Origin of the sequence: Aeromicrobium sp. CF4.19 (assembly GCF_051262555.1) — a bacterium.
GTDB lineage: Bacteria > Actinomycetota > Actinomycetes > Propionibacteriales > Nocardioidaceae > Aeromicrobium.
Genome location: NZ_JBIMEU010000002.1, coordinates 479,634 through 492,405, shown reverse-complemented (window position 1 = coordinate 492,405; position 12,772 = coordinate 479,634). Strand labels below are relative to the sequence as shown.

The window sequence follows — 12,772 nt, the reverse complement described above, 5'->3', positions numbered from 1 at the left end:
CTGTGCCTCTCGTCTCACCCACTCGGCTCATCGCCGGCCGTCACCTAGACTGATCCGGTGAGCTTCCCGCAGATCGAGTGACGTCGCTGCTCGGCCGTGTGCCCGAGCGCCGCATCGACCTGTTCCCACCATCGGAAAGTTCTCCATGATCACCGTCAGCAACGTGACGCTGCGCTTCGGCGCCCGCGTCCTCATGTCCGACGTCTCCTTCCGCGTCGACAAGGGCGACAAGGTCGGTCTCGTCGGCCGCAACGGTGCCGGGAAGACCACCCTGACGCGCATGCTCTCCGGGGACGGCCAGCCGTCGGAGGGTTCGATCACGTCCTCGGGCACGATCGGCTACCTCCCGCAGGACCCCAAGACGGGTGACCTGTCGATGACGGCGCGCGACCGGATCCTCGGGGCCCGCGGGCTCGACGAGGCGCTCACCGCGATGCGCAAGGCCGAGCTCGACATGGGCTCGCCCGATCCGGAGATCGCCGAGAAGGCCATGCGCGCCTACACCCGCGCCGATGCCGCTTTCGGGGCCGGCGGCGGGTACGCGGCCGAGTCCGAAGCGGCCACCATCGCAGTCAGTCTGGGCCTGCCGGACCGCGTGCTGGGCCAGCCCCTCTCGACCCTCTCCGGCGGACAGCGTCGGCGGATCGAGCTGGCCCGGATCCTGTTCTCCGATGCCGACACGCTTCTGCTCGACGAGCCGACGAACCACCTGGACGCCGACTCCGTGGTGTGGCTGCGTGGTTTCCTGAGGAGCTTCTCCGGTGGCCTCGTGGTCATCAGCCACGACGTGGAGCTGATCGAGGAGACCGTCAACAAGGTCTTCTACCTCGACGCCAACCGGGCCACGATCGACATCTACAACATGGGGTGGAGCTCCTACCTCAAGCAGCGTGAGGCCGACGAGCACCGGCGCAAGCGCGAGCGAGCGCTCGCGGAGAAGAAGGCCGACCACCTCATCACCCAGGCCAACAAGTTCCGTGCCAAGGCCTCGAAGGCGGCGACGGCCCAGCAGATGCTGCGTCGCGCCGAGCAGCTCGTCTCCGGGCTGGAGGGTGAGCGGGCGAACGACAAGGTGGCGCACATCGCCTTCCCCAAGCCGGCGCCCTGCGGCAAGACGCCGCTCATGGCCGAGGGGTTGTCCAAGTCCTACGGCTCGCTGGAGATCTTCACCGACGTGGACCTGGCCATCGACAAGGGCAGCCGCGTGGTCGTGCTGGGTCTCAACGGCGCTGGAAAGACCACCCTGCTGCGCATCCTCGCTGGTGCGTTGGAGGCAGACACCGGCGAGATCCAGCCGGGCCATGGCCTCAAGGTCGGCTACTTCGCGCAGGAGCACGAGACGCTGGACACCTCCCGAACGGTGCTGCAGAACATGCAGACCGCGGCACCGCAGCTCACCGACACCCAGGCGCGCAGCGTGCTCGGATCGTTCCTCTTCAGCGGCGACGACGCGCAGAAGCCGGCCGAGGTGCTGTCCGGTGGCGAGAAGACCAGGCTCGCCCTGGCGAGCCTGATCGTCTCCAGCGCCAACGTCCTGCTGCTCGATGAGCCCACCAACAACCTCGACCCCGCCTCCCGCGAGGAGGTGCTCCGGGCGATCCGTACCTACGAGGGCGCCATCGTCCTGGTCTCGCACGACGAGGGCGCTGTGACGGCGCTGGAGCCGGACCGCGTCCTGCTGCTGCCCGACGGCGACGAGGACCTCTGGTCGGACACCTACGCGGACCTCATCAGCTTGGCCTGAGTCCGCTGCGCTCGGCTACCGCTGGTCGCGCCTGAGGGGATGGTCCTGCGGCACCTGGACGAGGACGATGCGGATCCCGTCGGGATCCTCGATCCAGCACTCGATGAGGCCCCACGGCTCCTGTCTCGGCTCTCGGAGCACCGGCACCCCTGCATCGGCGAGCCGGGAGTGCTCAGCGGCGACGTCACGCACCTGGAGCCACAGCGAGGTGATCTGGACACCGGCCGCGGCCGAACGGCTCGAGACCTCCAGCAGGCCACCACCGATGAAGAACACCACACCGGGGTCGTCCGGGTCACCGAACTCGCGGTGGACGGCGAGCCCAAGCACGTCGCCGTAGAACTGTCGGCTGCGCGCGGGATCCGTCGAACGCAACAGGACTCGGCTGCTCAAGACCTCCACACGGTCGAGTGTGCCTGATGGGGGGCGACGGGCCTCCCTCACCGTGGGGGCGCTCGGGGATCTTCCTGCACATGGCGTCCTGGAACTGTCAGTGGTCGAATGTATGTTGGATTCATGGACATCACGCAGGCCCCGTCGAGTGCCCGGTTGACCGAGCTCGGGCGGATGCGTGCGCAGGTCGAGGCGACGGAGTGGCAGGCAATGCTCGCCTTCCGCGAGGCCGAGATGGTTCGTATCGATGCGCTGGAGTCGCCGTTGCGGCGGCTGGCCGAGCGAGCCGGGATCAGCCTCGAGATCGCGCAAGCCTTGAGCTTGTCCGAGGCCCAGGTTCATGCCCGGCTCGCGGTCGCAGACCGGGTCCGTGAACGGGCACCGCACGCGTGGCTGGCCTTTCAGGCGGGCCGGATCGATGCCGCCCGAGTACGGGAGATCTCCTCGGCGTTGGATCGTCTGGAACGGGCTGAGTCGTGGATGCGGCTGGACCAGTCGGTCATCGCCTACGCGTCCTCGCACACGGTGACCGAGCTGCGGGCCTGGTTGAAGCGCTTCATCCTGCGCGTGGAGGAGGACCTGCAGCGCGAGGGTGCCGAGAAGGCCCGCGAGGACCGGCACGTGGAGGTCGTGCATGTGGAGGACTCGATGGCCTGGATCAACGCCTACCTGCCCAGCCACGTGGCCGCGGCCATCGAGAGGCGCCTGGTGCGTGAGGCCAAGGCCCTCGGCAGTGATGACCCCCGCACCAAGCCGCAGCGGATGGCCGACCTCCTCGCCTCCTGGACCACCACCTCAGAGTCGACCGAGACCACACTGGTCTCGGACATCGCCGTGACCATCGAGGCCGACGTCCTCACCGGACCCAAGGACGGCTTCGCCGCCAGCTCCGACGGGTCCTGGGCCGTCCCCGCCTCCTGGATCCTCGACGAAGCCCTCACCGGGACCGCGTTCTGGCATCGGATCCTCATCAACCCGATCAGCGAGGACATCCTTGCCCACCAATACATCGGACGCTTCGCTCCCGAGCTCCTCACCAAGGCGATCCAGTTCAGGGACGGCGTATGTCGTGCCCCGGGCTGTCGTGTGCCGGCTGAACGCTGCGATCTGGATCATCGAGAACCCTGGCCCAGCGGGCCACCAACGCATCGAACATCTGGGCACTGTGCAGACGTCACCACGCCATGAAGGGACACCAGGTCCTGCAGTGGGTCCTGCCCTCCGGCCAGGCCGTCCCCGCAGGCACCCCGGAGCACCAGATCAGACCAGTCGAGGCCTCACCCGCCGAGCACCGGCTCGCCATGACGGTCATCGATCACCCGACGCGATGAGGCTGGCGTCGTCAGTGCTGGGTCAGCATGGTCTCCAGCGTCGCGGCGACCCGATAGAGGCGAGCGTCCGAGCCCGGAGATGCCATGAGCTGCAACCCCACCGGGAGCCCCTCGCTGAGGCCGCAGGGAAGGGACATCGCGGGCAGTCGGGCCAGGTTGGCCTCGACCGTCCACCAGTCCGTCCGGGGTCTGGCCAGTGGGTCGTCCATGCCGCGGCGACCCAGCCGTGGTGCGACCAGCGGGACGGTCGGACTGATCATGACGTGGGAATGTGCCAGCACCGCTCGGGCGTCGGCCGCGATGTGCTCGCGCAGGGCCAGTGCCTCGGTCAGCTCGGGACTGCCTTGGAGCCGGCGACCGATCTCCAGGCGGCTGTGGGCCTCCGCACCCAGAGCGGCGTTCTCGTGCGCCTGCAGGATCGGCAGAGCCTCGACGGACGTCAGGGCCAGGTAGACGTCGAGCAGGTCGCCGAAGCGGGGGATCGTCACGTCCACCACCTCCGCGCCCAACGTGCGCAGGGCCTCGACCGCCTCCTCGAACCGGAGCAGCACGCCGGGATCGTTCCGGTCGCCGGACATCGGCGTCAGCCTGGCGATCCGGCGGCCGGCCAGGTCAGGACTCGCAGCACCGCGCCGGGCGGCTGCCAGCATCGACGTCGATCCGGCCAGGACGTCGTGCAGGATCGCGGTGCTCTGCACGTCGGGCCCCATCGGCCCGACTCGGTCGAGCGTCGGCGCGAAGTCGACGACCCCGTCGGTCGGGACGGTGCCGGGGGAGGGCGCCACCCCGACGACGCCGCAGAACGCGGCCGGCTCACGGATGGACCCGCCGGTGTCCGTCCCCACCCCCAGCAGGTCGTAGGCGGCCACCGCAGCGGCCGACCCACCACTGGACCCACCGGCCGTCCGCGTCTGGTCCCACGGGTTGCGGGTGGGGCCGAAGGCCGAGCTCTCCGTCGACGCCCCCATCGCGAACTCGTCCAGGTTGGTCGTGCCGACGATGACACCACCGGCGGCCCGGACCCGCCGAACCACCTCGGCATCGTGGCCGGCCGGGCCGAGGTGCATGCGTGCAGCGGAGCCGCACGACCACGGCGCCCCTCGGACGGCGATGTTGTCCTTGACCGCCACGAGGCGCCCCGCGAGTGGCCCCGGAGGCGCCGTGGCGACCTGTGCTCGAGCCCCGTCCGCATCGACGTGCACGAAGGCACCGAGCCGGTCGTCGTGCTCGGCGACGAGAGCGAGGACCCGCTCCAGCCGCGACGCGCTCACGCGGTGGCGAAGCGGCCGAGGACGCGTGCGTCGATCCCGGCCAGCTGCTGGGCGAACATCCGCTGATAGGCCAGCTCCTCCCGGCTGCGCGGTGCAGGCAGCCCGGCCACGCGCTCGTCGGCCCACGAGTCCTCGGGGACCAGGATGGCGGCCTGCCGGCTCATCACGTCGGCGGTACCACTGCCATCACCGAACTGTTCCTTGGGCCGCCACAGCAGGTCCTCCGGCAGCCATCCGGTGAACGCCTCGCGCAGCAGTGCCTTCTCCTGCCCGTGATCGCCCGGTAGCCGCCACTCGATGGGGATGCGGCCAGCGAGGTCCACCAGGTCCCGGTCCAGGAACGGGACCCGGGCCTCCAGGCCGTGGGCCATCGTCACCCGGTCGCAGCGCTGCAGGTTCAGGTGATGCAGGCCGGAGATGCCGCGCAGGAGCTCCTCGTGCAGGTCACCGGCCGTCTCGATGTCGCGGTAGTGGGCATACCCGGCGAAGAGCTCGTCGGCACCCTCCCCGGTGAGCACTACCTTCACGACAGGTGCCGTCGTCTCGGCCAGGAGGAAGTTCGGCACGGCGCTGCGCACCAGGGACGGCTCGTAGGACTCGATGGACGCGACGACCCGCGGCAGCACCTCGACGACCTCGTCGGCGTCGTAGACGCGCTCGTGGTGCTCGAGCCCGAGGTGCTCGGCCACGCGCCGGGCAGCCACGAGGTCCGAGCTGCCCTCGGTGCCAGCGGCGAAGGAGTGGATCGGCCCGGGGACGTCGTGGGCGAAGGAGGCCATGACGGCCGCCACCAGGCTGGAGTCCAGCCCTCCGGACAGGAAGACGCCGACGGGCACGTCGGCCATCATCCGGTGGCGGACAGCGGTCATCAGGGTCTCGCGGATCGCCACCCGCGCTTCACCCCGGTCCCCGACGGGCTCCCCGGTGACGTGCAGCTCACGGAACCGCACCAGGCCCTCCTCGGGGGTCCAGCGGTGCCCGGGCGGAAACTCCTCGACGAGGGGGCGCACCGCCGGCTCGAAGGCCACCAGCTCCGAGGCGAACAGCGTCGCGTCGTCGGTGCGGGCCCAGTAGAGCGGCTTCACGCCCAGGGGGTCCCTGACCGCGACGATCCTGCCGTCCTCGTGCGCGACGACGAAGGCGTACATGCCTCGTAGTGCGGCGAGCGCCTGCAGGTCCCCGGCGACGACGGCGTCGAGGGCGGCCTCGCTGTCGGAGTCCGTCCTGGGCTCCAGGCCCGTCCGGCGCAGATCGCGATGGTTGTAGATCTCGCCGTTCACCACGGCCCAGTGGCCCTGCACCGGTCCCAGCGGCTGGTCGCCGCCATCGAGGTCCACGATCGACAGCCTGACGTGGCCCAGCCAGGTGCCACCCACCTGCCGCTCACCGAGACCGTCCGGCCCGCGGTGCCGGATCCGCTCGAGCATGGCTCGACCGACCCGACCGACCTCCTCGGTCGATCCGGACGGGGCATGGATCGCGACGACTCCGCACATCGTGTCGAGCCTACGACCCGCCCACGGCGTGTGCCTGTCGGCCCACGCTGGGATCACGTCTCTCGCGAGCCTCCGACCACGCGAACCAGAAGAAGCCGATCACGGCGAGCAGGCCGAAGAACCACCACTGCAGCGCGTAGAAGAAGTGCGGGCCCTCGCCCAGGTCCGGGACCGGCTCGAGGCGGAGATCACCCGGCCCGCCGGTCTGCTCCTGCAGGTCGACGTAGCCGCTGCGCAGGGTGAGGTCGGTGGCCTCGGCCACGGCAGCGCTGGAGACCGCCCGCACCTGGCCCTCGAACGGGGCGACGGCCTCGTCCCCGGCAGGACTGTCGGGTCGAAGCCAGCCCACGACCTCGACCGTCCCGTCGGGAGGCGCCTGGATGTCCGACGGACGCTCGCTGTTGTTGGCGGTGGGCATCCAGCCCCGGTTGACCAGGACCGCGGTCCCGTCCTGCAGCACGAGCGGAGTCAGGACGTCCACGCCGGGCGAGCCGTCACGGGTGCGGAACTTCACGGTCAGCTCGTCGGACCGCTCGTACCTCCCGGTCAGCCTCACGGTGGACCACTCGTCGTCGGGGGAGACCTGCTCGCCCGACGGGGCCACCGCGTCGAGCGACGCCGGGTCGGCCACCAGATTGGCCCGTGCGACGGCATTCTCTGCCTTGCGGTCATCGAGCTTGTGCAGCTGCCAGAACCCGGCCCGGACGCAGATCGAGGCGAGCAGCACGACGACGAGCGCAAAGCCGATCCAGCGTCGCGAGAGCAGGAAGCCGTACACGTCCCGAACCTAGTTCTCCGGCCCAAGACCATGCCCGGCAGGGGTGGTGCCGGGGACCTACAGTGGAGGGATGCAGCTCCTCGATACCCACGGCCGGATCGCCACCGACCTGCGGGTCTCCCTCACGGATCGCTGCAACCTGCGCTGCCAGTACTGCATGCCGCCGGAGGGTCTGGACTGGATGCCCACCGAGGAGGTCCTGGCCGATGACGAGCTCATCCGGCTCATCCGCATCGGGGTGGAGCTGCTCGGCGTGCGGGACGTCCGCTTCACCGGCGGCGAGCCCCTGCTGCGTCGCGGTCTGCCCGGCATCGTGGCGGCCACCAAGGCGCTGGAGGGCACGCCGCGGACGGCCATCACCTCCAACGGCCTCGGCCTCAAGCACACGGCTCGCGCGCTGGCGGAGGCCGGCCTGGACCGGGTGAACGTCAGCCTCGACACGACGGACCCCGAGACCTTCCGCACCATCACCCGCCGCGATCGCCTCGACGACGTCCTGGACGGCCTGGCCGCGGCCAAGGCCGCCGGCATGACGCCGGTCAAGGTGAACGCCGTCCTGCTGCGCGGCATCAACGACCTGGAGGCCCCCGACCTCCTGCGGTGGTGCCTGAAGCACGAGTACGAGCTGCGCTTCATCGAGCAGATGCCCCTGGACGCCCAGCACGGCTGGAGCCGCGAGGCGATGGTCACCGCCGACGAGACGCTGGCCCTGCTGTCCGAGCACGTCGATCTGGAGCCGCAGGGTGGACGCGGCTCCGCTCCGGCGGAGCGCTTCCTGGTGGACGGGGGGCCCCAGACCGTCGGCATCATCGGATCGGTCACCCGGCCCTTCTGTGGCGACTGCAACCGCGTCCGTCTCACCGCTGACGGGCAGGTCCGCAACTGCCTGTTCGCGCGGGAGGAGTCCGACCTGCGCGCCGCGCTGCGTGGGGGAGCGAGCGACGAGGACATCGCCCACCGCTGGGTCGCCGCCATGGCCACGAAGCTCCCCGGCCACGGGATCAACGACCCGAGCTTCCTGCAGCCCACTCGACCCATGTCGTCCATCGGCGGCTGAACCCACGCGAGAGCGCGGTGCCGGCTCAGAGCGGGACGGTCTCCTTGTAGAAGCCGCGAGCGTCCAGGAACCGACGCAACGTCTGCTCGTGCTCCTCGCACGCCAGCCAGGTCTTGCGACGATCCGGCGTGTGGATCTTGGGGTTGTTCCACTCGATCCGGTGGAGCGCGTGCGCCGTGCAGCCCTTCGAGGAGCAGATCATCTCCCCGGGCCCGTCAGCGATCACGTCCGTTCGACCGGGCGGTCGTCGGCCGGCCCGTCGGTCAGCTCCGCATGCGGCTCGGGGGCCATCAGGTCTGACCCGCTGGCCTTGGTGCGGACGCCGGCGTTGGCCAGCACCACCGAGGTGTACGGCAGGAAGATCGCGAGCGCGAGCAGGACGACGCCCACCCACGTCTGGTACTGCCACACGACCACGCCACCCACGAAGCACACGGAGCGGATCGCCATCGAGATCGCGTAGCGGATCTCGCGCGCCCCCAGCTCGTCACTGTGACCGGTCGAGGCCGAGGTGATCGAGTAGACCTTGTCCTCGCCGCGACGGCGGTCGGGATCCTGCTGCTCTCCGGCTGGCACACCTCCAGCCTACGCCGGGACCATGAGGCTGCATGATGGGTCCATGAGCAACCGCACCTACCGCGTCAGCGAGATCGTCGGCACCTCCCCGGACGGCGTGACCGAGGCCATCGAGAACGGTATTCGTCGCGCTGGTGAGACCCTGCGCCACCTCGACTGGTTCGAGGTTCAGCAGATCCGCGGGCAGATCACCGACACCGACGTCCAGCACTACCAGGTCACGATGAAGCTGGGCTTCCGCCTGGAGGACCAGGAGTAGGGCTCAGGCCCGAAGCCTCATGACGGCGGCCGCCGCGGACAACGCGGTAACCACCGAGCCGTAGCCGAGCGTGGCCGGCAGGAGGCCGACTACTGGCACGAGCAGTCCCAGCAGGACGGCCGGCACGCTGAACGCGAGGTAGCTGGCGGTGAAGATCGCGGCGAACAGCCCTCCCCGGTGCTCCGGGGAGGCGGTCGGGGTCAGCGACTGCATCACTCCCAGGAACGCCGTCCCGAAGCCGAAGCCCGCGACCACGACGGCCAGCAGGAAGCCGGCCAGCGTGTGCGCGATCAGCATCACCAGTGTCAGGGCCGTGCCGACGGCCAGTGCGGTCGTGCCCACCAGCGCGATGCGCCGGGCGGGCATCCGCCGCACGACGAAGCAGCCCACGGATCCGGACGCCATGAGCGTCGCGACGGCCAGTCCCTGCACGGTGTGGGAACCGCCGTCGAGCTCGCGTGCGACCAACGGCGCCACGAGGGAGAGGTAGAGCCCGCCGGTGGCCCAGCCCGCCACCATCGCCGGCAGGACCCGCACGAACATCACCCGCGACTCGGGCGCCACCGTGACGTGCGGCCGCAGGCTGCGCGCCCACCCGGGGGAGCGGGGCGAGGTCTCCGGCGTCAGGACCACCAGGACGGCGAGCGCGACGTAGCCGCCGGCGAAGGCGCCGAAGACCACGGGGCCCGGGCCGGCGAGGACGTCGATCGCGATGCCGGCGACGAGAGCACCGACGGCGAGGCCAGCCAGTGGCAGGACGGTGTTGGCCACCGGTGCGGAACCCGGCCGGTCCGGCGGCTCGAGGTCGACGACCGCGGCGGAGAGACTGGAGAGCAGCAGGCCGGCGGCGAGGCCCTGCACGGCACGGGCCGCCAGCAGGGCGGGGACCGAGCCGGCCAGCGCGAGTCCCACCATGCTCAGGGAGAGGACGCCGAGACCGGCCACGACGACCGGGCGCCGCCCGACGTGGTCCGACAGCGACCCGGTCACCAGCAACGTCGCCAGCAGGGTGAGGACGTAGATCGCGAAGATCGCCGTGAGCGCGGCGTCGCCGAAGCCCAGCTGCGTCTGCAGCACGGGGTAGAACGGCGAGGGGGCGCTGGCACCGGCCAGCATCGCCAGGACGGCGACGAGCATGACCCCGAACGACGTGCGGGAGGAGAGTCGAGCCATCGGGTCAGTCGAGGTCGCCGGCGTCGGCGGCCTCGACCTCTTCCCGCGTGATCCCCAGGAGGTAGACGATGGAGTCCAGGTACGGCGAGTTGAGGGACGTCCGTGCCTGGTCGCGCACGAGCGGCTTGGCGTTGAAGGCGATGCCGAGCCCCGCTGCGGCGAGCATGTCGAGGTCGTTGGCGCCGTCTCCCACCGCGACGGTGTTCTTCAGACCGATGCGGGCGTCGGCAGCGAAGGACCTCAGGGCATCGGCCTTGCCCGCACGGTCCACGACGTTGCCCACGATGGCACCGGTCAGCCGGCCGTCGACGATCTCCAGCTCGTTGGCCGCGTGGTAGTCGATCCCGAGGTCCTCGGCGATCCGCTCGATGATCTGGGTGAAGCCGCCGCTCACCAGGGCGAAGCGGTAGCCGAGCCGCTTGAGGGTACGGATCATGGTGCGGGCGCCGGGGGTGTAGACGAGCCCCTCGTAGACCGCGTCCAGAGCCTGGGCCGGGACGCCCTCCAGCTGCGCGACCCGCGTCCGCAGGGACTCCTCGAAGTCCACCTCGCCGCGCATGGCCGCCTCGGTGACCGCCGCCACCTCCACCGAGCAGCCGGCGTGCTCGGCGAGCATCTCGATGACCTCACCCTGGATCAGCGTGGAGTCGACGTCCATGACGACCAGGCGCTGTGCGTGCCGCAGGATGCCGCGCTCCTCGACCGCGAGGTCCAGCCGGTGCTCGAAGGCAGCCTCGGCCAGGTCGGACTGGAGCTGGTCGGGATCCGCGCCGGACACCTCCAGGCGCAGCGCGGTGACCGGGTACCGCGCCAGGCGGAGGATGCGGTCGATGTTGCCGCCCGCGGCCTTGATCCGGGCCGTCAGCGCGGCCATCGCTGCGGGGCGCAAGGGGTGGCCCAGCAGCGTCACCTGGCTGCGCCCGACGCGACGGGGGCGGTTGTCACCGACCCCTCGCTCGATCTCGACGTCGAGGTCGAGCGCCGTGCCCGCCTGCCGCACCGCGGCGGACAGCGCGTCGAGATCGTCCGGCTCGGTGGCCAGCACGCTCAGCACGAGCCGGCCCCGGACCACCAGCTGCTCGACGTCGACGACCTCGACATCGAAGCCGGCGAGCACCTCGAACAGGCGCGTCGAGACGCCGCTGCGGTCGGGCCCGGTGAGGGTCACCAGGACGGTCGCATCGGTGAGGTGCTGGGCAGGCACGTGCTCGGTCATCGAGGCTGAGGCTATCGGCCCGGGCCCTCCACGACGCTCACGCCCACCACGATAGGTTGGGACCGCATTCCCTGAGCCCACGAGGAGGACGCATGACCGCGGTGGTCGAGCTCGACTCCGTCACGGTCCTGCGCCCCGGCAAGGCACTGCTGCAGGACGTCTCCTGGACGGTCGAGGACTCCCAGCGATGGGTCGTCCTGGGTGCGAACGGCGCCGGGAAGAGCACGCTCATGCAGATCGTCGGCGCGCAGATGTACCCCACGACGGGCACCGCGACGATCCTGGGGGAGCGGCTCGGCGAGACCGAGGTCTTCGACCTGCGCACCCGCATCGGGCACAGCGGCACGGCGATCGCCGAGCGCATCCCGCCACGCGAGACCGTGGAGGACTGCATCGTCTCGGCCGCGCACGCTGTCACGGGCCGCTGGCGCGAGCAGTACGACGCGGCCGATCTGGAGCGCGCCCGGCAGATCATGGCCGAGCTGCGGATCGGCGCCCTCGCGCACCGGACCTTCGGCACCCTGTCGGAGGGGGAGCGCAAGCGGACGCTGATCGCCCGGGCGCTCATGACGGACCCCGAGCTGCTCCTGCTCGACGAGCCGGGAGCCGGCCTGGACCTCGGCGCACGCGAGGACCTCCTGATGAGCCTGGACATGCTGTCCAGCGCACCGGGGGCCCCGGTGCTGGTGATGGTCTCCCACCATGTCGAGGAGATCCCCGCCGGTTTCACCCACGTGTTGATGCTGCGCGACGGGAAGATCATCGCCCACGGCCCCATCGAGGAGACGCTCACCGCCCAGACACTGGGGCGCACCTTCGGCATGCGGCTGGAGCTGGAGCTGGTCGACGGCCGCTACACCGCCCGTCGTTCCGCCTTCGGGCACCGGGCGCACTGATGGTCCCCACCTCCCTCCTGCGGACGCCTCGCGAGCCGAGCCGGGTACCGGGCGCGCTGGTAGCGTGAGACACCCGCCGACGCATCGACAGCACGGAGGTCTCCGGACATGATCGAATGGCTCAGCGAGAACGTCTGGGTGGTCTGGATCGGCCTCGCCGTGGTCCTGGCCGTCGCCGAGATGATGAGCATGGACCTCGTCCTGCTCATGTTCGCGCTCGCTGCGCTGGCGGCCGCCGTCGTCAGCGGCTTCGGCGGTCCACTGTGGCTGGCACTGCTGGTCTTCGGGGCCGTTGCGGTCGGTCTGCTCTACTTCGCCCGCCCGCCGATGGTGGCTCGGCTGCACCAAGGCCCCACCCTGACCACAGGGCACCACGCCCTCGTCGGACGCACGGCGCTCGTCGCCGAGCCCGTCGGTGTCCACGGCGGACGGGTCGAGCTCGCCGGCGAGATCTGGTCGGCCCGCACCGAGGCCTCGACCGAGCTGCCCGTCGGGTCCGAGGTCGTCGTCACCCGCATCGACGGGGCCACGGCGGTCGTGACCTCCCGCTGAGCCCAGCCCACCCTGAACCACCACCCCACA

15 protein-coding genes are annotated in these 12,772 nt (G+C 70.7%); 7 read left to right on the top strand and 8 right to left on the bottom strand.

What is annotated here, in order from left to right:
• Window positions 1-145 precede the first annotated feature (145 nt).
• On the top strand, window positions 146-1,744 hold the full coding sequence (locus ACHAAC_RS07010; RefSeq protein WP_435715342.1) for an ABC-F family ATP-binding cassette domain-containing protein: 1,599 nt from the start codon (window positions 146-148) through the stop codon (window positions 1,742-1,744).
• A gap of 15 nt (window positions 1,745-1,759) precedes the next feature.
• Here ACHAAC_RS07010 and ACHAAC_RS07005 read toward each other — a convergent pair whose 3' ends face one another.
• Entirely contained in the window at window positions 1,760-2,146 is a 387-nt protein-coding gene (locus ACHAAC_RS07005) for a VOC family protein (RefSeq protein WP_435715341.1), read from the bottom strand.
• Window positions 2,147-2,260: 114 nt separating this feature from the next.
• Here ACHAAC_RS07005 and ACHAAC_RS07000 point away from each other — a divergent pair, with 114 nt between their 5' ends.
• Window positions 2,261-3,325: a DUF222 domain-containing protein gene (locus ACHAAC_RS07000; protein WP_435715340.1), complete on the top strand. Its 1,065-nt coding sequence runs from the start codon at window positions 2,261-2,263 to the stop codon at window positions 3,323-3,325.
• On the top strand, window positions 3,322-3,468 hold the full coding sequence (locus ACHAAC_RS06995) for a hypothetical protein (protein WP_435715339.1): 147 nt from the start codon (window positions 3,322-3,324) through the stop codon (window positions 3,466-3,468). The genes ACHAAC_RS07000 and ACHAAC_RS06995 overlap by 4 nt, the downstream gene beginning before the upstream one ends.
• An 11-nt stretch (window positions 3,469-3,479) precedes the next feature.
• Here ACHAAC_RS06995 and ACHAAC_RS06990 read toward each other — a convergent pair whose 3' ends face one another.
• Genes ACHAAC_RS06990 through ACHAAC_RS06980 form a run of 3 tightly spaced genes read right to left on the bottom strand, consistent with a single transcriptional unit; the run spans window position 3,480 to window position 7,013 of the window.
• On the bottom strand, window positions 3,480-4,739 hold the full coding sequence (locus ACHAAC_RS06990) for an amidase (RefSeq protein WP_435715338.1): 1,260 nt from the start codon (window positions 4,737-4,739) through the stop codon (window positions 3,480-3,482).
• Window positions 4,736-6,235 carry an asparagine synthase (glutamine-hydrolyzing) gene (gene asnB / locus ACHAAC_RS06985; protein ID WP_435715337.1) on the bottom strand — a complete coding sequence of 500 codons (1,500 nt, stop codon included), beginning with the start codon at window positions 6,233-6,235 and terminating at the stop codon, window positions 4,736-4,738. The genes ACHAAC_RS06990 and asnB overlap by 4 nt, the downstream gene beginning before the upstream one ends.
• Window positions 6,236-6,245: 10 nt before the next feature.
• Window positions 6,246-7,013 carry an SURF1 family cytochrome oxidase biogenesis protein gene (locus ACHAAC_RS06980; protein ID WP_435715336.1) on the bottom strand — a complete coding sequence of 256 codons (768 nt, stop codon included), beginning with the start codon at window positions 7,011-7,013 and terminating at the stop codon, window positions 6,246-6,248.
• Window positions 7,014-7,083: 70 nt separating this feature from the next.
• Here ACHAAC_RS06980 and moaA point away from each other — a divergent pair, with 70 nt between their 5' ends.
• Window positions 7,084-8,070 carry a GTP 3',8-cyclase MoaA gene (moaA, locus tag ACHAAC_RS06975; protein WP_435715335.1) on the top strand — a complete coding sequence of 329 codons (987 nt, stop codon included), beginning with the start codon at window positions 7,084-7,086 and terminating at the stop codon, window positions 8,068-8,070.
• 25 nt (window positions 8,071-8,095) lie between these two features.
• Here moaA and ACHAAC_RS06970 read toward each other — a convergent pair whose 3' ends face one another.
• On the bottom strand, window positions 8,096-8,296 hold the full coding sequence (locus ACHAAC_RS06970; RefSeq protein WP_435715334.1) for an acetone carboxylase: 201 nt from the start codon (window positions 8,294-8,296) through the stop codon (window positions 8,096-8,098).
• Window positions 8,293-8,646, bottom strand: coding sequence for a DUF3099 domain-containing protein (locus ACHAAC_RS06965; RefSeq protein ID WP_435715333.1), 354 nt, complete (start codon window positions 8,644-8,646; stop codon window positions 8,293-8,295). The genes ACHAAC_RS06970 and ACHAAC_RS06965 overlap by 4 nt, the downstream gene beginning before the upstream one ends.
• 43 nt (window positions 8,647-8,689) lie before the next feature.
• Here ACHAAC_RS06965 and ACHAAC_RS06960 point away from each other — a divergent pair, with 43 nt between their 5' ends.
• The gene (locus tag ACHAAC_RS06960) at window positions 8,690-8,905 is read left to right on the top strand and encodes a dodecin (RefSeq protein ID WP_435715332.1); all 216 of its coding nucleotides are present in this window, start codon (window positions 8,690-8,692) and stop codon (window positions 8,903-8,905) included.
• Window positions 8,906-8,908: 3 nt separating this feature from the next.
• Here the strand turns inward: ACHAAC_RS06960 and ACHAAC_RS06955 are convergent, their stop codons facing one another.
• The gene (locus ACHAAC_RS06955; RefSeq protein ID WP_435715331.1) at window positions 8,909-10,078 is read right to left on the bottom strand and encodes an MFS transporter; all 1,170 of its coding nucleotides are present in this window, start codon (window positions 10,076-10,078) and stop codon (window positions 8,909-8,911) included.
• A 4-nt stretch (window positions 10,079-10,082) separates the two neighbouring features.
• Entirely contained in the window at window positions 10,083-11,294 is a 1,212-nt protein-coding gene (gene serB / locus ACHAAC_RS06950; RefSeq protein ID WP_435715330.1) for a phosphoserine phosphatase SerB, read from the bottom strand.
• Window positions 11,295-11,386: 92 nt separating this feature from the next.
• On the opposite strand from serB, the gene ACHAAC_RS06945 reads away from it, so the two are divergent.
• Window positions 11,387-12,190: an ABC transporter ATP-binding protein gene (locus ACHAAC_RS06945; protein ID WP_435715329.1), complete on the top strand. Its 804-nt coding sequence runs from the start codon at window positions 11,387-11,389 to the stop codon at window positions 12,188-12,190.
• 108 nt (window positions 12,191-12,298) lie between these two features.
• Entirely contained in the window at window positions 12,299-12,742 is a 444-nt protein-coding gene (locus ACHAAC_RS06940) for an NfeD family protein (protein WP_435715328.1), read from the top strand.
• Window positions 12,743-12,772: the final 30 nt, after the last annotated feature.